At 66.1% G+C, this 20,153-nt stretch carries 19 protein-coding genes; 6 read left to right on the forward strand and 13 right to left on the reverse strand.

The window, feature by feature from the left end:
- Window positions 1–52: 52 nt before the first annotated feature.
- The 10 genes from pgi to dksA form a co-directional block, all read right to left on the reverse strand.
- A complete protein-coding gene (pgi, locus tag PRtIB026_RS06710; protein WP_232856611.1) occupies window positions 53–1,717 on the reverse strand; it encodes a glucose-6-phosphate isomerase in 1,665 nt (554 codons plus the stop codon).
- Window positions 1,718–1,981: 264 nt separating this feature from the next.
- Window positions 1,982–2,845: a pantoate--beta-alanine ligase gene (gene panC, locus PRtIB026_RS06715; protein WP_203648077.1), complete on the reverse strand. Its 864-nt coding sequence runs from the start codon at window positions 2,843–2,845 to the stop codon at window positions 1,982–1,984.
- The gene (gene panB / locus PRtIB026_RS06720) at window positions 2,842–3,642 is read right to left on the reverse strand and encodes a 3-methyl-2-oxobutanoate hydroxymethyltransferase (protein ID WP_110735118.1); all 801 of its coding nucleotides are present in this window, start codon (window positions 3,640–3,642) and stop codon (window positions 2,842–2,844) included. The genes panC and panB overlap by 4 nt, the downstream gene beginning before the upstream one ends.
- Before the next feature lie 250 nt (window positions 3,643–3,892).
- Window positions 3,893–4,372, reverse strand: coding sequence for a 2-amino-4-hydroxy-6-hydroxymethyldihydropteridine diphosphokinase (gene folK / locus PRtIB026_RS06725; protein WP_203648076.1), 480 nt, complete (start codon window positions 4,370–4,372; stop codon window positions 3,893–3,895).
- A gap of 2 nt (window positions 4,373–4,374) precedes the next feature.
- Window positions 4,375–5,763, reverse strand: coding sequence for a polynucleotide adenylyltransferase PcnB (locus PRtIB026_RS06730; RefSeq protein ID WP_203648075.1), 1,389 nt, complete (start codon window positions 5,761–5,763; stop codon window positions 4,375–4,377).
- A gap of 762 nt (window positions 5,764–6,525) precedes the next feature.
- On the reverse strand, window positions 6,526–7,968 hold the full coding sequence (locus PRtIB026_RS06735) for a sigma-54-dependent transcriptional regulator (protein WP_203648074.1): 1,443 nt from the start codon (window positions 7,966–7,968) through the stop codon (window positions 6,526–6,528).
- Between the two features lie 4 nt (window positions 7,969–7,972).
- Entirely contained in the window at window positions 7,973–10,948 is a 2,976-nt protein-coding gene (locus tag PRtIB026_RS06740) for a sensor histidine kinase (RefSeq protein WP_203648073.1), read from the reverse strand.
- A complete protein-coding gene (locus PRtIB026_RS06745) occupies window positions 10,932–11,108 on the reverse strand; it encodes a hypothetical protein (RefSeq protein ID WP_003250005.1) in 177 nt (58 codons plus the stop codon). Before PRtIB026_RS06745 ends, PRtIB026_RS06740 begins: the two co-directional genes overlap by 17 nt.
- 302 nt (window positions 11,109–11,410) lie before the next feature.
- Entirely contained in the window at window positions 11,411–12,298 is an 888-nt protein-coding gene (gene gluQRS, locus PRtIB026_RS06750; protein ID WP_203648072.1) for a tRNA glutamyl-Q(34) synthetase GluQRS, read from the reverse strand.
- A gap of 100 nt (window positions 12,299–12,398) precedes the next feature.
- Window positions 12,399–12,842, reverse strand: coding sequence for an RNA polymerase-binding protein DksA (gene dksA / locus PRtIB026_RS06755; RefSeq protein WP_203648071.1), 444 nt, complete (start codon window positions 12,840–12,842; stop codon window positions 12,399–12,401).
- A gap of 213 nt (window positions 12,843–13,055) precedes the next feature.
- Between dksA and PRtIB026_RS06760 the strand changes: the two genes are divergently transcribed.
- Both PRtIB026_RS06760 and sfsA read left to right on the forward strand, forming a co-directional pair.
- Entirely contained in the window at window positions 13,056–14,228 is a 1,173-nt protein-coding gene (locus PRtIB026_RS06760) for a pyridoxal phosphate-dependent aminotransferase (RefSeq protein ID WP_203648070.1), read from the forward strand.
- Between the two features lie 3 nt (window positions 14,229–14,231).
- Window positions 14,232–14,945 carry a DNA/RNA nuclease SfsA gene (gene sfsA, locus PRtIB026_RS06765; RefSeq protein WP_203648069.1) on the forward strand — a complete coding sequence of 238 codons (714 nt, stop codon included), beginning with the start codon at window positions 14,232–14,234 and terminating at the stop codon, window positions 14,943–14,945.
- Here sfsA and PRtIB026_RS06770 read toward each other — a convergent pair.
- On the reverse strand, window positions 14,935–15,252 hold the full coding sequence (locus PRtIB026_RS06770) for a Rieske (2Fe-2S) protein (RefSeq protein ID WP_203648068.1): 318 nt from the start codon (window positions 15,250–15,252) through the stop codon (window positions 14,935–14,937). The two genes, sfsA and PRtIB026_RS06770, sit on opposite strands and share 11 nt — an antisense overlap.
- A 161-nt stretch (window positions 15,253–15,413) precedes the next feature.
- Here PRtIB026_RS06770 and PRtIB026_RS06775 point away from each other — a divergent pair, with 161 nt between their 5' ends.
- The 4 genes from PRtIB026_RS06775 to PRtIB026_RS06790 are packed head-to-tail and all read left to right on the forward strand — an operon-like array spanning window position 15,414 to window position 19,005.
- Window positions 15,414–16,298 carry a heme/hemin ABC transporter substrate-binding protein gene (locus PRtIB026_RS06775; protein ID WP_203648067.1) on the forward strand — a complete coding sequence of 295 codons (885 nt, stop codon included), beginning with the start codon at window positions 15,414–15,416 and terminating at the stop codon, window positions 16,296–16,298.
- Window positions 16,299–16,348: 50 nt separating this feature from the next.
- Window positions 16,349–17,332 (forward strand): FecCD family ABC transporter permease, encoded by a 984-nt coding sequence (locus PRtIB026_RS06780; protein ID WP_234560893.1) that lies wholly within the window; start codon window positions 16,349–16,351, stop codon window positions 17,330–17,332.
- On the forward strand, window positions 17,332–18,099 hold the full coding sequence (locus PRtIB026_RS06785; protein WP_203648066.1) for a heme ABC transporter ATP-binding protein: 768 nt from the start codon (window positions 17,332–17,334) through the stop codon (window positions 18,097–18,099). The genes PRtIB026_RS06780 and PRtIB026_RS06785 overlap by 1 nt, the downstream gene beginning before the upstream one ends.
- Before the next feature lie 12 nt (window positions 18,100–18,111).
- Window positions 18,112–19,005: a ChaN family lipoprotein gene (locus tag PRtIB026_RS06790; protein ID WP_203648065.1), complete on the forward strand. Its 894-nt coding sequence runs from the start codon at window positions 18,112–18,114 to the stop codon at window positions 19,003–19,005.
- Between the two features lie 170 nt (window positions 19,006–19,175).
- Here PRtIB026_RS06790 and PRtIB026_RS06795 read toward each other — a convergent pair whose 3' ends face one another.
- A complete protein-coding gene (locus PRtIB026_RS06795) occupies window positions 19,176–19,454 on the reverse strand; it encodes a TfoX/Sxy family protein (RefSeq protein WP_203648064.1) in 279 nt (92 codons plus the stop codon).
- Window positions 19,455–19,759: 305 nt separating this feature from the next.
- Window positions 19,760–20,107: a pentapeptide repeat-containing protein gene (locus PRtIB026_RS06800; RefSeq protein ID WP_062572758.1), complete on the reverse strand. Its 348-nt coding sequence runs from the start codon at window positions 20,105–20,107 to the stop codon at window positions 19,760–19,762.
- Window positions 20,108–20,153 lie beyond the last annotated feature (46 nt).

Consider the following 20,153-nt stretch of genomic DNA (forward strand, 5'->3'; position numbering starts at 1 on the left):
CGGCCCTTTCGCGGCACAAGGCCGCTCCTACACAAAGAGCGGCTGTGTAGCGTCAGCCGCGGTGACGGCCGCGGAAGTAGTTGATCAGGCCCTGGGTGGAGCCGTCCTCGGCGTTGTCCTCCTGGGCGCCCACCAGGCGCTGGTACACGCCCTTGCCCAGTTCCTTGCCCAGCTCCACGCCCCACTGGTCGAAGGCGTTGATGCCCCAGACCACGCTCTGCACGAACACCTTGTGCTCGTACATCGCCACCAGCGCACCGAGGCGGCGCGGGCTGATGCGCTCGACCACCAGGGTGTTGCTCGGGCGGTTGCCCGGGATCACCTTGTGCGGCGCCAGCTTGGCGATATCGGCCTCGTTCAGGCCCTTGGCGCGCAGTTCTGCCTCGGCTTCCTCGCGGGTCTTGCCGAGCATCAGCGCCTGGCTCTGCGACAGGCAGTTGGCGTACAGCCACTGATGGTGGTCCGCCACCGGGTTGAAGCTCACCACCGGGACGATGAAGTCCGCCGGGATCAGCTGGGTGCCCTGGTGCAGCAACTGGTGGTAGGCGTGCTGGCCGTTGCAGCCGACGCCGCCCCAGATCACCGGGCCGGTTTCGGTCTTCACCGGGGTGCCATCCTGCAGCACGCTCTTGCCGTTGGACTCCATGTCCAGTTGCTGCAGGTGCTTGGTGATGTTGCGCAGGTAATGGTCGTACGGCAGGATCGCGTGGGCCTGGGCGCCCCAGAAGTTGCCGTACCACACGCCCAGCAGGGCCAGCAGCACCGGCATGTTCTTCTCGAACGGCGCGGTCTGGAAGTGCTGGTCCATGGTGTAGGCGCCGGACAACAGTTCCTTGAAGTTGGCGGTGCCGATGGCCAGGGCGATCGGCAGGCCGATGGCCGACCACAGCGAGTAGCGCCCGCCGACCCAGTCCCACATCGGGAAGATGTTCTCTTCGCGGATGCCGAAGGCCACGGCCGCGGCCTTGTTGCTGGATACGGCGATGAAGTGGCGGTACAGCTCGGCTTCCGAACCGCCCTGGGCCAGGTACCAGGTGCGCGCGGCCTGGGCGTTCTTCAGGGTTTCCAGGGTGTTGAACGACTTCGACGAGACGATGAACAGGGTGGTCTCGGCGCGCAGGTTGGCCGACAGCTCATGGAACTCGCTGCCGTCGATGTTCGCCAGGTAGTGGCAGCGCACGCCGCGCTGGGCGTAGGGCAGCAGCGCCTCGGAGACCAGCTCGGGGCCGAGGAACGAGCCGCCGATGCCGATGTTGACCACGTCGGTGATCGGTTTTTCGCTGTAGCCGCGCCACAGGCCGTCGTGGATGCGGCCGACCAGTTCGGTGATCTGGTTCAGCACCTTGTGCACTTCCGGCATCACGTTGACGCCGTTCACGCTGAGCTTGTCGCCGACCGGGCGGCGCAGGGCGGTGTGCAGCACCGGACGGCCTTCGGAGGCGTTGATGATCTCGCCGCTGAACATCGACTTGATGGCCGCTTCCAGGTCGACGTCCTTGGCCAGGTTCACCAGCAGGTCACGGGTCTGCTCGGTGATCAGGTTCTTCGAGTAGTCGAGGAACAGGCCGCAGCTGCTCAAGGAGAACTGCTCGAAGCGCTTGCCGTCGGCGGCGAAGGCTTCGCGCATGCTGAAGCCCTGCATGGCGTCGCGGTGTTGCTGAAGCGCCTGCCAGGCGGGCAGCGCCGTCACATCGTGGGGGGTACGGTAATACGCCATTGCGGGTGGTTTCCTTGGTGCATGGTCAGGCTTGGACAGCGGCATTCGTTGCCGGTTGCAAGCTGGACATTATAGGCATTGGCAGGAAACCGGGAATGGGTGAGGCAAGCGAGGAGGATGAAAATTGTCACGAGGGTGATCGTGAGAGCTGGCTTTGTGACAGCAGACTTCGTGAGGTTGAGCGTCGTGGGAGCGGGCTTGCCTTGCGATTGCGGTTGCCTGGGCAGGCGCTATCGCGGGGCAAGCCCGCTCCCACGGGTCATATCAGGCGCTCTGCTCTTCGAGGTGCAGGTAGAGATTGTCGATCAGCCGGGTGTTACCCAGGTAAGCCGCGGCGATTACCACCAGGTCACGGTCATCGACTTGCGCCGGGCGCAGGGTGACGGCGTGGCGCACTTCCAGGTAATCCTTACGGAACCCGGCGCTTTCGAGTTGCCCCTGGCCCTCGGCGATCAGCGCCGGGTAGTCGCGCTGGCCACGGCGCAGGGCGTCGGCGATGCCGCTCAGGGTGCGGTACAGCACCGGGGCGGTGGCACGCTGCTCCGGCGTCAGGTAGCCATTGCGCGACGACAGCGCCAGGCCGTCCTCGGCGCGCACGGTCGGCTCGCCGATGATCTGGATCGGCATGTTCAGGTCGCGCACCATGGCGCGGATCACCGCCAGTTGCTGGAAGTCCTTTTCGCCGAACACGGCCAGGTCTGGCTGGACCATGTTGAACAACTTGCTGACCACCGTCGCCACGCCTTCGAAGTGCCCGGGGCGGCTGGCGCCGCACAGGCCTTCGGACAGTTGCGGCACGCTCACCCGGGTCTGCACCGCCATGCCGTCGGGGTACATCTCCTCGACGGTGGGGGCGAACAGCAGGTGGCAGCCGGCCTGCAGCAGTGTTTCCTGGTCGGCGACGAGGGTGCGGGGGTACTTGTCGAGGTCTTCGCCGGCGCCGAACTGCAGCGGGTTGACGAAGATGCTGGCGACCACGAAGTCGGCGCGCTGGGCGGCCTTGGTCACCAGGGCGGCGTGGCCGCTGTGCAGGTTGCCCATGGTCGGCACGAAGGCGATGCGCTTGCCTTCGCCACGGGCGCGGGCCACGGCGGCGCGCAGTTCACGGACGGTCTTGACGGTATTCATGCGCTGAACCCATGTTCGCTGCCAGGGAAGCTGACGTCCTTGACCGCGCGAACGTAGGCAGCCAGGGCACTCTGGATGTCCGGCTGGCCGGCCATGAAGTTCTTCACGAACTTCGGCACGCGGCCGCTGAGCGACAGCCCGAGCATGTCATGCAGGACCAGCACCTGGCCATCGGTGGCGCTGCCGGCGCCGATGCCGATCACCGGAATGCCCACCGCCTGGGTGATCTCTGCCGCCAGCTCGCTGGGCACGCACTCAAGCAGCAGCATGGCCGCGCCAGCCTGCTCCAGGGCGATGGCGTCGGCGCGCATCTGCCGGGCCTGGGCTTCCTGGCGGCCCTGGACCTTGTAGCCGCCCAGCACGTTGACCGTCTGCGGGGTCAGGCCCATGTGTGCGCACACCGGTACGCCGCGTTCGGCCAGCAGGCGGATGGTCTCGCCGAGCCAGGCGGCGCCTTCGATCTTGAGCATGTGGGCGCCGGCGCGCATCAGTTCGGCGGCGTTGGCGAAGGCCTGCTCGGGAGTGGCGTGGGCCATGAACGGCAGGTCGGCGAGGATCAGCGCGCCATCGTTGCCGCGCTTGACGCAGGCGGTATGGTAGGCCATGTCGCGGTTGGTGACCGGCAGGGTGCTGTCATGGCCCTGCAGGACCATCCCCAGGGAGTCGCCCACCAGCAGGACTTCCACGCCGGCTTGGCTGGCGGCCTTGGCGAAGGTCGCGTCATAGCAGGTCAGCATGGTGATTTTTTCACCCTTGGCCTTCAGGCCATGCAGGGTGGTCAGGGTTACTTCAGGCATGTAGGGGAATCCTCGTTCAGGCGCTGTGAACAACAACTGCGTACAACGCGTGTATTCATCTTCCGGAGCGGCACATCATCGTCTGTGATGTTCGGGCACAGGTCCGTCCGGGCCTAAATGGGTGATTGCGGCAGAGTGGCGCCGCGGGACGCCTATAGTCGTGAGCGAGGTGGGGGAAGTCAACCAGCCGTGTTACCGCATTGTTACGGTACCGGTGTTACTGGCGTTACCGCCGTCGGAAACGCCCGAATTACAGGCGTTCCAGGCCGACGAACGGACAGTCTTCGAGCAACTGCGCCAGGGCGCGGCCGTCGGCGAGGCGGAATTCGGCGGGCACCAGCTCGGCGAGCGGGTAGAGCACGAAGGGGCGTGCGTGCATGTGGTAGTGCGGCACCTGCAGGCGCGGCACGTCAATGACCCGGTCACCGAACAACAGCACGTCGAGGTCGAGGGTGCGTGGGCCCCAGCGCTCCTGGCGCACGCGGCCCTGGTCGTTCTCGATGGCTTGCAGCGCGTCGAGCAGGTCCAGCGGCGCCAAGGCCGTGTCGATGGCCGCCACGGCATTGGTGTAGCGCGGCTGGCCGGGCAGCAGCGAGTCGCTGGTGTAGAGCGCCGAGGCCGCCGCCAGGCGGGTGTCGGTGATCAGGTCCAGCGCCTGCAGGGCGCTGCGCAGCTGCTCGGCGGGCTCATCCAGGTTGCTGCCCAGGCCGATGAACGCACGGGTGTTCATGCTCAGTCCCAGGCCTGCTCGTCATCACGCTTGCGTTTGCCGCCGCTGCGCTTGCGCTTGCGTGGGCCGGCAGTGCCGCCGTCGTCACGGCTGCCGAGCTCGCGGATCATGTCGCGGCGCTGGCTGTCGTTGGCGTCCTGGTAGTCGGTCCACCACTCGCCCAGGCCGTCGGTTTCCTCGCCGGCGCTTTCACGCAGCAGGAGGAAGTCGTAGCCGGCGCGGAAGCGCGGGTTGTCCAGCAGCATGTCGGCGCGTTTGCCACTGCGTCGTGGCAGGCGCTCCTGCATGTCCCAGATCTCGCGGATCGGCAGGGTGAATCGCTTGGGGATGGCAATGCGTGCGCATTGTTCGGCGATCAGGTCGTGGGCCGCGCCGTTCATGGCAGGGATCGGCGGCACGCCTTGGCTCTGCAGGTACAGCACGCGGCCCGGCAGGGCCGGCCAGAGCAGGGCGGCGAAGAGGAATGCCGGGGTCACCGGTTTGCCCTGCTTGACGCGCAGGTCGGTGTTGCTCAGGGCCTGGCTGATCAGGGTGTGGGTGTAGGTCGGGCGTTCTTCCAGGGCCTGGCTGCTGGCCGGGAACAGCGGCTCGAACAGTTGCAGGTCGACCAGCATCTCGAAGGTGATCGCGCCTTGGCCGTTGAGGAACAGCTTGAGGCACTCCTCGAACAGGCGTGCCGGCGGAATGTCACGCAGCATGGGCGCCAGTTCGCGGATCGGTTGCACGGTGTGCTTCTCGATGCCGAAGTCCAGCTTGGCGGCGAAGCGCACGGCGCGCAGCATGCGTACCGGGTCTTCCTGGTAGCGGTGCGTCGGGTCGCCGATCAGGCGCAGCAGGCGGTTACGGATGTCGTGGACACCGTTGGCGTAGTCGAGGATGCGCTCGCTGACCGGGTCGTAGTACAGGGCGTTAATGGTGAAGTCGCGGCGTTGCGCGTCTTCTTCCAGGGTGCCGTACACGTTGTCGCGCAGGATGCGGCCGCTGGCATTGTGCGACGAGCGGTGGCTATCGGACTGGTCTTCATCCGAGTGCGGGGCACGGAAGGTCGCGACCTCGATGATGTCACGGCCGAAATGCACGTGCACCAGCTTGAAACGCCGGCCGATGATGCGGGCGTTGCGGAACTCCGCGCGGATCTGCTCGGGGGTGGCGCTGGTGGCGACGTCGAAGTCCTTGGGCGTGATGCCCAGCAGCAGGTCGCGCACGCAGCCACCGACCAGGTAGGCCTGGTAACCGGCTGCCTGCAGACGCTCGACGATGCCCACGGCATGGCGGCTGAACTGGCTGCGCTGCAGCGAGTGCTGGCTCTTGTTGATCACTTCAGGCGTGGTGCGCCTGTGGTGCTGGCCACGGACGGGCGGGCGGAACGACTGGAACAGCTTCTTCAGCATGGGATGCACTGTTTGAAGGAATGATCGGCCAAGGATAGGAGAATGGCCGCATGATGGGCGGGGATTCTAGCATTTACTGGGGGAATGGTGTAGGCGGTGTGGCAAGGGCGATGCGAAAGGGAGAAACGACATGGGGAGCCGAAGCTCCCCATCAAAGTCGTTGCGTGCTCTTATTGTTTTTCTGCCGGGCTTCTTGTTTTTGTTGAATGCCCTGTCCACAAATCTCGAAGCTTGTGGACGACCCCCAAACCGGGGGTGAAGAGCAAACGGATTGCTTTGGTCGCCGAGTTGATGCTGATCTGTCGATCCAATCAGTTCAGGTGCTGCTTTTTAGTGCAGTTTTTGTTGTTCTCTGCCTGATCGTGGGGCAAGCCCCAAACACAACGCCTCTCCAAAAGAATCAGTTAGCTGCGCCTCCGCCGTCTTGTTCTTATTGTGCGTGAGCCGTTTCGTCTTGTTCTTATTCTGAGTTGCAGTGCTTGTTATTGTTCTTGTACCAAACATGTAGCAGGTGCCGTGCCAACTTTTGAAAACCCAATGAAATCGGGGGTTTCAGTGGTTCAGGCAGGTTTTTGGGCGGGGCAAATGTAGAAATTTCGTTACCTTACGCCTCGGGGGATGTTACGGCTGACAGGGTGGGTAACAGATTTTTGCGGGGACTGATGTGTTACCGCACAAACGCATCGCGGAGCTAGCCCGCTCCCACGGACCAGGCAAGGCTGGCGTGGGAGCGGGCTGGCCCCGCGATCGGATTACATAGAATCAATTGTCGCTGGTGGCGTTGCTCTTGCGTCGCGGGATACCCAGGCGCTGGCGGCGTTCCCACAGGCATTTGCGGCTGACGCCCAGCTTGCGCGCCAGCTCGGTCTCGGTCATGTGGTCCTGGTGCTCGAGGACGAAATGCTGGAAGTAGTCCTCCAGCGACAGGTCCTCGGTCGGCTCGTGGCTGGCGTTGTTGGCGCTGGCCAGGCTTGGCAGGCTGTCCAGCACGTCATCGTCTTCCAGGTCGCTCAGCTCGATATCGATGCCCAGCAGGTCGGCGGAAATTTCCGCGCTCTCGCTGAGAATCACTGCGCGCTCCACGGCGTTTTCCAGTTCGCGCACGTTGCCCGGCCAGCTGTAGTGACGGATGGCCTGCTCGGCCTCGTGGGAGAAGTGCAGGTCGTCGCGGCCGATGCGTGCGCTCTGGCGGGCAAGGAAGGCATTGGCGATCTCGTTGACGTCGCTGCCGCGCTCGCGCAGGGCTGGCAGTTTCAGGGCGATCACGTGCAGGCGGTAGTACAGGTCTTCACGGAACTGCCCGGCCTTGGCCAGGTTCTTCAGGTCGCGGTGGGTCGCGGCGATCAGGCGCACATCGACCTTCTGCGACTGCACCGAGCCGACCCGGCGGATCTCGCCTTCCTGTAGCACGCGCAGCAGGCGGGCCTGGGCTTCCAGGGGCAGTTCGCCGATCTCGTCGAGGAACAGCGTGCCGCCGTCGGCGGCCTCGACCAGGCCCGCGCGCCCGGCACTGGCGCCGGTGAACGCGCCCTTCTCGTGGCCGAACAGTTCCGACTCGATCAGGGTCTCGGGGATCGCCGCGCAGTTCACCGAGATCATCGGTGCCTTGGCCCGGCGCGAGAGGTTGTGCAGGGCTCGGGCGACCAGCTCCTTGCCGGTGCCCGACTCGCCCTGGATCAGCACATTGGAGTCGGTCGGGGCGACCTTGCGAATCTTGACGTACATGTCCTGCATGGGCGGGCAGGAGCCGATGATGCCGATCTCGCCGTTGGCGGCCGCGCTACCTGCCTTGTCGCTGGCGGCCTTGCCGTTACCGGCGCGTGGTTCGGCGGCAGGCGCGGCGGCTGGAGCGTTCTGCCGGTCGCGCAGGATGCGGGCCACGGCCTGGAGCATCTCGTCGTGGTCGAAGGGCTTGGCGATGTAGTCCACCGCGCCCATCTTCATCGAGTCCACCGCCGAGCGCAGGCTGGCGTAGCTGGTCATGATCAGCACCGGGGTGCCCTGGCCGAGCTTGATCAGCTCGGTGCCCGGGGCGCCCGGCAGGCGCAGGTCGCTGACGATCAGGTCGAAGGTGGCAATGCTGAAGCGTTCCTGGGCTTCCTGCACCGAGCCGGCTTCGCTGACCTGGTACTGGTTCCGTTCGAGCAGGCGACGCAGGGCCGAACGGATGATGGTTTCGTCTTCGACGATCAGAATATGCGGCATTGATTCAATTCTCTCGACGGTCTCGAATTTCAGGGGACGTCGCTACGACATGCCGGGGCAGGGTCACGCGGATCCGGGTACCACGTTGGCGCTCGATGTCGGCCGGGCTGTCGATGGTGATTTGCCCATAATGCTCTTCCACGATGGAATAGACCAGAGCGAGCCCCAGTCCGGTTCCTTCGCCCGGGTCCTTGGTGGTGAAGAAGGGTTCGAAGAGGCGGTCCATGATGCTTTTCGGGATGCCGCTGCCTTCGTCCTCGACGATCAGGTCGACGGTGTGTTCGTTCACTTCGCTGCGCACGCGCACGGCGCTGCCGGGCGGGGAGGCGTCGCGGGCGTTGGAAAGCAGGTTGATCAGCACCTGGGCCAGGCGCTGCGGGTCGCCCTCGACCCAGTGTTGCGGGTCGCAGAGGTTGAAGAACTGTACTTCGAAATTGCGCCGGTTCAACGCCAGCAGACCAATGGCGTCCTGCGCGACTTCGGCCAGGCACACCGGCTCCTCGCTGTTCTGCTGGCTACCGCCGGCATGGGCGAAGCTCATCAGCGACTGGACGATGCGCGACACGCGCTTGGTCTGCTCGAGGATCTGGCTGGACAGCTCGATGATCTCGCCGTCGTCCTCGCGTTCCTCGCGCAGGTTCTGCGCCAGGCAAGCGATGCCGGTGATCGGGTTGCCGATCTCGTGGGCCACGCCCGCCGCCAGGCGACCGATGCTGGCCAGGCGTTCGGAGTGCACCAGCTTGTCTTCCAGCGCCTGGGTCTCGGTGAGGTCCTCGACCAGCAGCACCAGGCCGCTGTTGCCCGGGGCCAGCGGTTCGTCGATGGCCGCCTTGTGCAAGTTGAGCCAGCGTGGCTGGCCATCGAGGGCCAGGCGCTGCTTGTGCAGGTGCTCGTCGGGCACGTTGATGAAACCTTGCAGCAGGCCGCGCCAGGGTTCGCCGATGGTCACCAGGCGCGAACCGACCACGTGCTTGGCGGCGATCCCGGTGAGCTCCTCCATGGCCTTGTTCCACATCAGGATCTCCTGGTCCTTGGCCAGCGAGCACACGCCCATGGGCAGTTCCTGCAGGGTCTGGCGGTGGTAGCGGCGCAGGGCGTCGAGCTCGGCGGCAAGGCCGGTCAGGCGTGAGTGGTAATCCTCGAGTCGGCTCTCGATGAAGTGGATGTCCTCGGTGACGTAGTTCTCGTTGCCGGACTTGTAGGGCAGGAAGGTCTCGACCATGTCCTGGGCCACGCTCGGGCCCATCAGGCCGGAGAGGTTGGCCTCGATGCGGTCGCGCAGGCGGCGCAGGGCGTAGGGACGGCGCTCGTCGAAGGGCAGGTAGAGGTCGCGCAGGGCCTGTTCCACCTCTTTCTGTGCGGCCTTGGCGCCCAGCGGCTTGGCCAGTTGGGTGGCGAACTCCTGGGGCGAGGCGGCATGCAGCTCGCGGCGCTGCGGGCGACGCACGTTATCCACCGCGCAGGCCTCGGCGGCGCTGACCTCTTCGCTGCTGGCGTTGGTGAACAGCGAGATCAGGGTAAACAGCAGGACGTTGGCCGCCAGTGAGGCGATGGCCGCCATGTGCCAGCTGGTGTCGTCCAGCACGTAGATCATGTCCAGCAGCGGGATGTAGAAGCCCTGCAGGTTGCCCAGCAGCGGCAGCAGCATGGTCGCCATCCACACCAGCATGCCGGCCAGCAGCCCGGCGATGAAACCGCGGCGGTTGGCGGTCGGCCAGTACAGCACCGAAAGCACGCCGGGCAGGAACTGCAGGGTGGCGACGAAGGCGACGATGCCCAGGTTGGCCAGGCTCTGGTGGGTGTTCTGGGTCAGGTAGAAAATGAAGCCGGCGGTGATGATGGCGACGATCAGCGCCCGGCGGGTCCATTTCAGCCAGCGGTAGATGTTGCCTTCGGCCGGCGGCTGGTACAGCGGCAGTACCAGGTGGTTCAGGGCCATGCCCGACAGCGCCAGGGTGGTGACGATGATCAGCCCGCTGGCGGCCGACAGCCCGCCGACATAGGCCAGCAGCGCCAGCGCTTCGTTGTTGGCGGCGATGCCCAGGCCCAGGGTGAAGTACTCGGGGTTGGTGCTGGCGCCCAGGCGCAGGCCGGCCCACAGCACCAGCGGCACGGCCAGGCTCATCAGCAGCAGGAACAGCGGCAGGCCCCAGCTGGCGCTGACCAGCGAGCGCGGGCTCAGGTTCTCGGTGAAGGCCATGTGGTACATGTGCGGCATGACGATCGCCGAGGCGAAGAACACCAGCAGCAGGGTGCGCCACGGCCCTTCCTGCAGCGGCGTGTGCAGGGCGGCGAGGGCGGTCTGGTTCTGCAGCAGCCAGACTTCCAGGCCGTGTGGCCCACCGAACACGCCGTACAGCGCGTAGAGGCCGACGCCGCCGAGGGCCAGTAGCTTGATCACCGATTCGAAGGCGATGGCGAACACCAGGCCTTCATGCTTCTCGCGGGTGGCGATATGGCGCGAGCCGAAGAAGATGGTGAACAGCACGATCAGCACGCAGAAGGCGAACGCCACCCGCGCCTTGACCGGCTCGCCGGTGAGGATGCTGATCGAGTCGGCCACCGCCTGGATCTGCAGGGCCAGCAGCGGCAGCACGCCAATCAGCATGAAGATGGTGGTCAGCGCGCCGGCCCAGGTGCTGCGAAAGCGAAACGCCAGCAGGTCGGCCAGCGACGAAAGCTGGTAGGTGCGGGTGATCTTGAGGATCGGGTAGAGCAACACCGGTGCCAGCAGGAAGGCCCCGGACACCCCCAGGTAACAGGCGAGGAAGCCGTAGCCGTATTGGTAGGCCAGGCCGACCGAGCCATAGAAGGCCCAGGCACTGGCGTAGACGCCCAGCGACAGGGTGTAGGTCAGGGGGTGGCGGATGACCGCGCGCGGGATCAGCCCGCGTTCGCTGATCCAGGCCACGCCGAACAGCACCAGCAGGTAGGCGGCGCTGATCAGGATCATCTGGGTCAGGCTAAAGCTCATCGGCATCTCGTTGGCTCTGCAGGATGAAGGTGACGACGATCAGGATCAGCCAGAGCAGGTAGGGGCGGTACCAGGCTCCGGTCGGCTCGATCCACCAGTCCATGATGGCCGGGGAGAACAGGTAGATCCCCACGACCAGAAGCAGGACCAAACGATAGATGTACATGCTGGCCTCGATGGGTTGGGCGCTGCGGGCTTGGACTTATTATTGGCGCAAATGGCTGGGGCGATGCTAGCGGGAATCGGTGCGGTTCGCCAAGGGGTTGAATTTGTTGGGCTTTTGATTTTGCTGAAACGCAGGGCTTGCTGTCTTGCGCGGTCCCTGTAGGAGCGGCCTTGTGCCGCGATGGGGCGCGTAGCGGCCCCAGGTTTTCAGTGTTGCCTCAGATATTGCCGGGGCTGCTTTGCAGCCCATCGCGGCACAAGGCCGCTCCTACAGGGATCGCGTTGGCCGGTCGGACCAGGGCATCAGCGCAATTCAGCTTCGGGCACTGTCATTTGCCGGGCAATATTCTCCGGCCGCCACTGCTGCCGGGCCACCGCCAGCACCTCGGCCGGGCTGGCCCCCGCCAGTGCCGGATCGGCCTGCTGCCCCAATGCCCGCAGGGCACGCAGCAGCAACGGCGTCGCCTGGTCCGCCTCCAGCGGTGGCGAGCGGTACGACTTGCCCAGCTTGTGCCCGTCCGGCTGCACGATCAATGGAATGTGCAGGTAACGCGGCTGCGAGAACCCCAGCAACTCCTGCAGGTACAGCTGGCGCGGCGTGTTGTCCAGCAGGTCGGCGCCGCGCACGATATCGGTAACCCCCTGCCAGGCATCGTCCAGCACCACCGCCAGCTGGTAGGCATACAGCCCGTCGCGACGCTGGATGACGAAGTCGCCCACCTCGCGGCCCAGGTGCTGCTCGAACGTGCCCTGGACCCGATCGCTGAATCGATAGATCAGCTCCGGCACCCGCAGGCGGATCGCCGCGCCTTCGCGGGCGTGCCCGGCGTTGCGGCAAAAGCCTGGGTAGATGCCGTTGTGCCCTTCCAGCTGCTTGCGCGAGCAGCTGCAGGCATAGGCCAGGCCCATGTTGAACAGGCGGTCGACCACCGCGGCATAGGCATCGTGGCGCTGGCTCTGGAACACCACCTCGCCGTCCCACTCCAGCCCGTAGCGCTCCAGCGTCTGCAGGATCGCGTCACGGGCGCCGGGCATCTCCCGGGGCGGGTCGGTATCTTCCATGCGCAGCAGCCAGCGGCCGTTCACGGCGCGGGCGTCAAGCCAGGAGGCGAGGGCGGCGACCAGCGAGCCGAAGTGCAGGAAGCCACTGGGGGTGGGGGCGAAGCGGCCGATGTAGCGGGAGTCGTTCATGGATTGCACAGCTATATAAATGAAGACGGGGCGTACCCGTCGTAGAAAGCGGGCAAGCCCGCTTCCACAACCGATACGCCCCGTCTGCGAGGGTCCGGGATCAGCCTTTACCGACAGTCTTTTCCTTCTTCTCTGCAATTTCCTTGCAGTCGAAGCACAGGTCGGCGGTCGGACGGGCCTCGAGGCGGCGCAGGCCGATCTCGATGCCGCAGGAGTCGCACCAGCCGTACTCGTCGGCCTTGATCTTGTCGAGGGTCTTGTCGATCTTCTTGATCAGCTTGCGCTCGCGATCGCGGTTGCGCAGCTCCAGGGCGAATTCTTCTTCCTGGCTGGCACGGTCCGCCGGGTCGGGGAAGTTGGCTGCTTCGTCCTTCATGTGGTCCACGGTGCGATCCACGCTGACCATCAGCTCGCCTTTCCAGGCGCTGAGCAGCTTGATGAAGTGCTTCTTCATGGGCTCGCCCATGTACTCTTCACCTTTGGCCTCTACGTAGGGCTCGACACCGTACATGGTCTGGACTTTTTGCTTTTCTACGGTGGACATGAATAGACCGCCTCTCACTCATCTGATCCAATGCGCAGGCTTGCTTCCATCTCCGGCGCCCGCCGGCCCTGCGACTGCGAGCCGCCGAACTTACCAGATAGATCCGGGGTGCGCTACCCCGCCCTATGCCTGCTTTTGACAGCGGCTTGACCGGCGCGTTCGTTGGCGTGCACAGGTAGAATCACCAGTTTAGACCCAATTGAGAGAAGGCCCATGGCTCAGCCACACAGTGCGCGCAGTCGCGCCATCGAACCCTTCCACGTCATGGCCCTGCTGGCCCGTGCCAACGAGCTGCAGGCCGCGGGCCACGACGTGATCCACCTCGAGATCGGCGAGCCGGACTTCACCACCGCCGCGCCGATCGTCGCCGCAGGCCAGGCCGCCCTGGCCGCCGGGCACACCCGCTACACGGCGGCCCGTGGCCTGCCGCAACTGCGCGAGGCGATTGCCGGGTTCTATGGCCAGCGTTACGGTGTGGACCTCGATCCGGAGCGCGTGCTCATCACCCCTGGCGGCTCCGGCGCCCTGCTGCTGGCCAGCAGCCTGCTGGTCGATCCGGGCAAGCATTGGCTGCTGGCCGACCCGGGGTATCCGTGCAACCGGCATTTCCTGCGCCTGGTCGAAGGTGGCGCGCAGCTGGTGCCGGTGGGCCCGGACGTCAATTATCAGCTGACCGCTGATCTGGTCGAGCGTCATTGGGACAAGGACACTGTCGGCGCCCTGGTCGCCTCACCGGCCAACCCGACCGGCACCGTGCTCGACCGCGACGAGCTGGCCAGCCTTTCCAGGGCCACCCGCGAGCGTCACGGGCATCTGGTGGTGGACGAGATCTACCACGGCCTCACCTACGGCATGGATGCGCCGAGCGTGCTGGAAGTGGACGATGAGGCATTCGTCCTGAACAGTTTTTCCAAATATTTCGGCATGACCGGCTGGCGCCTGGGCTGGCTGGTGGCCCCGCCGTCGGCGGTGGCAGACCTGGAAAAGCTGGCGCAGAACCTCTACATCAGTGCCCCGAGCATGGCCCAGCACGCCGCGCTGGCGTGCTTCGAGCCGCAAACCCTGGCCATCCTCGAAGAGCGCCGCGCCGAGTTCGCCCGTCGGCGCGACTATCTGCTGCCGGCATTGCGCGGGCTGGGCTTCGGCATCGCCGTGGAGCCGCAGGGGGCCTTCTATCTGTATGCCGATATCAGCGCGTTCGGCGGCGATGCCTTCGCGTTCTGCCGGCACTTCCTGGAAACCGAGCACCTGGCATTCACCCCGGGTCTGGACTTCGGCCGGCACCAGGCCAGTCACCATGTGCGTTTCGCCTATACCCAGAGCCTGCCGCGCCTGGAAGAGGCGGTACAGCGCATCGCCCGTGGCCTGCAGAGCTGGCAGGGCTGACCGATGCAGTTTCCGCCCCTGGAACAGGCGCGCCTGCTGCGCCGCTATAAACGCTTCCTGGCCGACATCGAGCTGGCCAGTGGTGAGCAGATCACCATTCATTGCCCCAACACCGGCTCAATGCTCAACTGCATGCGCGAGGGCGGACAAGTGTGGTTCAGCCGCTCCAACGACCCCAAGCGCAAGTTGCCCGGTACCTGGGAGATCAGCGAAACGCCCCAGGGCCGCCTGGCCTGCGTCAATACCGGGCGTGCCAACGCCTTGGTGGAAGAGGCGCTGCGCGCCGGGGTGATCAGCGAACTGACTGGCTTCACCACGCTCAAGCGTGAGGTGGCCTATGGCGAGGAGCGCAGCCGGATCGACTTTTATCTGGAGTATGCCGACGGCACCCACGCCTATGTCGAGGTCAAGAGCGTAACCCTGGGTTACCCCGACACGCCGGTGGCGGCCTTCCCCGACGCTGTCACCCAGCGCGGCGCCAAGCACCTGCGCGAGCTGGCCACTCTGGCGCGCCAGGGTATCCGCGCGGTGCAGCTGTATTGCGTGAACCTGACCGGTATCGAGGCCGTTCGCCCTGCCGAGGAGATCGACGCCGCCTATGCCCAGGCCCTGCGCGCCGCCGTGGCGCAAGGGGTCGAGGTACTGGCCTACGGCACCCGGCTGGATGCGCAGCAACTGGTCATCGACCGTCCGCTGCCGGTGCTGCTCACTCCGTGAGCCAGATGCCCTGGCTGTCTTCCCGGCAGTCCAGGGCCTCCAGCCATTCGCCCGCGCAGGGGCCAGTGATGCATTCGCCGCTTTCTATCAGGAACTGGGCCCCGTGATGGGCGCACTGGATCAGGCTCGCGCTGTCGTCGAGAAAGTTGTCCGCTGCCCAGTTCAGCGGGATGCCCCGGTGCGGGCAGCGGTTGCGGTAGAGGTGGACCTTGCCCTGGCGGCGCACGCCGAACAGCGGCACGCCGGCTACGCTGAAGGCGCGGCTGTGGCCCTCGGCGAGGTCGTTGGAGGCGCAGAGAAAATGCATTGCAGCGGAGTTTCCGGTTAAGCCGTGTGACAAAGGGATGGCTTGACGCTTCAATGCGAATAATTATCAAATTGCCCGCATTCGTCGCGCCAGGCTGTCTATGGTGCGCACTTGTGCCGCCCGCCACAAGGTGTGCTGCCCGCCCTCTGCAAAGGAATCCGATGATGCGCCGTCCCGCTGCCTTGATTGCCCTGTGCGCCGGTCTTGCCCTGTCCGCCCAAACCATGGCCGCCGAGCTGCCGCAGCGCTGGGTCAGCGCCGGTGGCGCCCTGAGCGAGTGGATCAGCGCCCTGGGCGGCGAGCAGCGGCTGGTCGGTGTCGACACCACCAGCCAGCACCCCGAGTCGCTCAAGGCGCTGCCCAGCATCGGTTACCAGCGCCAGTTGTCGGCCGAGGGCATCCTCAGCCTGCGCCCCGATGTGCTGGTGGGTACCGAGGAGATGGGACCACCGCCGGTGCTGGCGCAGATCCGCAAGGCCGGGGTGCGGGTCGAGCTGTTCTCCAGCAAGGCCGAGGTCGGCGCGGTGGACGAGAACCTCAAGCATTTGGGAGCGTTGCTGGGTGACGAGCAGAAGGCCGAGGCGCTGGCGGCGGACTATCGCCGGCAACTGGAGGCGCTGCACAAGCAGGTCGAGCAGGCCCAGGCCGGGCACAAGGCGCCCGGTGTCCTGCTGCTGGTCGGCCATGCCGGCGCCAAGCCGATGATCGCCGGGCAGGGCACCGCCGGGGACTGGGTGCTGCGCCAGGCGGGAGGGCGCAACCTCGCCGATCACCAGGGCTACAAGAACTTCTCGGTGGAGGCCCTCGCCGCGCTGAATCCGGACGTGGTGGTGTTCTCCGACCGGGCCCTCAGCGGCGAGCAGGCCCTGCAGGCGCTGATCAAGGAAAACCCGGCCCTGGCGACTTCGCGCGCGGTGCGCGACAAACGCCTGCTGTCGCTCGACCCGACGCTGCTGGTCGGCGGCCTGGGCCCGCGCCTGCCCGCCACCCTGCATGAGCTGGCCGCCAGCTTCTACCCTGCCGCCAAGGCCAGTTTCAACCCATGAGGCAGCGGATTCGACCACGTACCTTGTTCATTACCCTGGCGCTGCTGTGCCTGCTCGCGGTCTGGCTATCGCTGGCGCTGGGCCCGGTCAGCCTGCCGCTGCTCGACACCCTGCGCGCCGGTTTGCGCCTGATCGGCTTGCCGGTATCCGGCGAAGGCCTGGAGCAGGCCGAGATGATCCTCGGCCAGATCCGCCTGCCGCGCACCTTGCTGGGGTTGGCGGTCGGTGCCGTGCTGGCGTTGTCCGGCGTGGCGATGCAGGGGCTGTTCCGCAACCCGCTGGCCGATCCGGGCCTGGTCGGCGTCGCCAGTGGCGCTGCCCTGGGCGCGGCGGTGGCGATCGTCGGCGGCAGTTGGCTGGGGGGCATTGCCGACTGGTTCGCGCCTTACCTGCTGTCGCTCTGCGCCTTCGTCGGTGGGCTGGGCGTGACGGCGATGGTCTACCGCCTGGGGCGGCGTGACGGCCAGACCAATGTGGCGACCATGCTCCTGGCCGGCATCGCCATGACCGCGCTGGGCGGCTCGGCGGTGGGCCTGTTCACCTACCTGGCCGACGACGCCACCCTGCGCACCCTGACGTTCTGGAACCTGGGCAGCCTAAACGGTGCCAGCTACGAGCGGCTATGGCCCTTGCTGCTGGTGGCGGCGGCCGTGGCCCTGTGGCTGCCGCGCCGGGCGCAGGCGCTCAACGCCTTGCTGCTGGGCGAGTCGGAAGCCCGACACCTGGGCATCGAGGTCGAAGCGCTCAAGCGCGAACTGGTGTTCTGCACCGCGCTGGGCGTGGGGGCGGCGGTTGCCGCTGCCGGCCTGATCGGCTTTATCGGCCTGGTGGTGCCGCACCTGGTGCGCCTGGTGGCGGGGCCGGATCACCGGGTGCTGTTGCCGGCGTCGCTGCTGGCGGGCGGTACCCTGCTGCTGTTCGCCGACCTGATTGCGCGTCTGGCCCTGGCCCCGGCGGAATTGCCGATCGGCATCGTCACCGCCTTCATCGGGGCGCCATTCTTCCTGTTCCTGCTGGTGAAGGTACGTAGCTGATGCTCGACGTCCAAGGGCTGTCCCTCAAGCGCGGTGGTAGCCAGGTGCTGCACGACATCAACCTGACGCTGCGGCCCGGGCAGGTTCTCGGCGTGCTCGGGCCCAACGGCGCTGGCAAAAGCAGCCTGCTGGGCGCCCTGTGTGGCGAACTGGCGCCCAGCGCCGGGCAGGTGCAGCTCGATGGCCGCGGTCTGGAGGGCTGGTCGGGCCAGGAACGGGCCCGCCGGCTGGCAGTGTTGCCGCAGGTGTCCAGCCTGGGCTTCGCGTTCAGTGTCGAGGAGGTGGTCGGCCTCGGTCGCCTACCTCATGCCAGTGGCCGTCAGCGTGACCGGGAGATCGTCGAGGCGGCGCTGGCGGCGGCGGATGCGGGGCACCTGGTCGAGCGCAGCTACCTGGCGCTGTCCGGCGGCGAACGCCAGCGCGTGCACCTGGCGCGGGTGCTGGCCCAGCTGTGGCCCGGCGAGCCGGGTACCACGCTGCTGCTCGACGAGCCCACCTCCGCGCTCGACCCGCTGCACCAGCACACCACGCTGCAGGCGGTGCGCAGCTTCGCCGACCGTGGCGCGGCGGTGCTGGTGATCCTGCATGACCTGAACCTGGCGGCGCGCTACTGTGACCATATCCTGCTGCTGGAGCAGGGCCGCTGCCACGCCCTGGACACCCCGCAGCAGGTGCTGACACCGGCGGCGCTGCGGGCGATATTTGGTATCGATGTCCTGGTCCAGCCTCACCCGGAGCGCGGCCACCCGCTGATCATCACTCGCTAGGAGCCTTTCACCATGCGCCATCCTGTGCTGTCCGGCCTGTCCATCTGCCTGGCGCTGGCGCTGGGAGGTTGCCAGGCGAGCCTGCCACCCGTGCCGGCCTGGCAGGGTATCGAGGGCCGCGACAGCGCCCAATTGGGGCAGATCATCGAGTTGTCCAGCGGCCAGGCACTGAGCCCCTGGCAGTTGGTCCAGCGCCTGGCCGATGCGCCACGGGTACTGGTGGGTGAAAAGCACGACAACCCCGACCATCACCGCCTGCAGCTCTGGTTGCTGCGCGCCCTGGAGAGCCGCCGGCCGCAGGGCAGCCTGCTGCTGGAAATGCTTGAGCCGCAGCAGCAGGCCTTGGTCGATGCGCAGAAGGGCAAGGCGTCGCCGCCAGCCGACCTGCCCAAGGCCCTCGACTGGCAATCCGGCTGGGACTGGGCGCTGTACGGGCCGATCGTCCGCGAGGCCCTGGGCCAACCTTACCCGCTGCTGGCCGCTAACCTGTCGCCGGAGGAGGTCCGCCAAGCCTATCGCCAGCCAGCGACACCCTCGGGCGAGCGCTCCAATGCGCCGGCCGTGGTGCAGGCGCTGCTGGCACAGGTGCGCGCCGGCCACTGCAACCTGCTGCCGGAAAACCAACTGCCGGCGATGCTGGCGGTGCAGCAGCAGCGCGACCGACGCATCGCCGAGCGGCTGCTGGCCGCGCCGCAACCGGCACTGCTGCTCACCGGCAGCTACCATGCGCGCAAGGACCTGGGCGTGCCCCTGCATCTGGCCGACCTCGACGCCAAGGCCGAGGGCAAGGTGCTGTTGCTGACGGAAGTGGGGGAGGCGGTCGAGCCGGGCATGGCCGATTATGTCTGGTACACCCCGGCGACGCCGGAGCAGGACTACTGCGCCCAACTGCGCAAGGCGCACTGAATCGCGGGCAAAAAAAGACCCGGCAAAGTGCCGGGTCAATAACCGTGATTAGCCTGATGAGGAGATAATCTGAGCGTCCGAACCAGGGAGCATTCAGGTTACCCAACCGGTCTCGCGACCAGTTGTGATAATCATAACGATTCTCATTTCGGAGTCAATGCCTTTTCCAATTATTTTTCGTTTTTCTGTGACGGGCATTTCGCGTCGAGCTGTTGGTTCAGCGCTTGCTTGCGTTCGGCCGGCAGGTCGTTCCAGTGCATGTCCAGCAGGGCCCCCTCGATGGCGTACAACAACACCTTCGAAGCCCGGAATCCTCGCGTTCTCACGGCTTGATAGGCACCCACCGCGCCAAGCCGGCGCAGGTCCGAAGCACTGTGGATACCGACGGCGTGCAGCCATTGCGCGGAGGTCTTGCCAAGGTTTTTCAGATGCTGCAATTCATCGTTCATCGAGCCTCCTTGCGATGGCTGAACGGGTCGTGGGGATAAATCGCGAGCAGGTCACTGAGGAGTGTAGCGGGGGTTGGAAAATGCGCGGCCTTTTGCCATCTGTCGGCGACGGGATGCTGCCTGGCGGTCGATCACAAGCTGTGCGGGCCCCTGTGGGAGCGGGTTTACCCGCGAAGCAGGCGCTGCGGTGTGTGGCACCGGCTTTGCCGGTGTTCGCGGGCAAGCCCGCTCCCACAGGGATCGCGCCAGCTTGAGGCATTTGGGCAAGACAGTTGCTCTCGCAGCGTCAGGTCGGTAACAAGTGCTCAGCGAGCGCTGCGATAACGCATCCGCGTCCCGAACTTCACCGACATCAGGATCTCGTCGGCGCTGAGCTCAGCCGGGAAGTAGGTCCCGGAGATCTGCGCATGGGCGAGGCTGGCGCCCTCCAGGCCGTTCTCGCGCAGGTCGAGCCCGCGCAGGTCGGCAGCGCGAAAGTACGCGTCGGTGAAGTCGATGCCGCGTACGTCCAGGTCGCGCAGATCCAGGCCGCGGAAATCACCGCCTCGAAAGTCGATAGTCGAATCGCTGGGCTTCTCGCGGTTGAACGCCGCGATCTTCTCGTCGCGGATCATCGAGTACAGGACGTTGTCCAGCTGACGGGGCTGATTCATGGCGGCGCCTCCTCCGTGGGGTGTGATGATATTGTAATGACATCAC

Origin of the sequence: Pseudomonas sp. RtIB026, from assembly GCF_016861355.2 — a bacterium.
Classification (GTDB): domain Bacteria; phylum Pseudomonadota; class Gammaproteobacteria; order Pseudomonadales; family Pseudomonadaceae; genus Aquipseudomonas; species Aquipseudomonas peradeniyensis.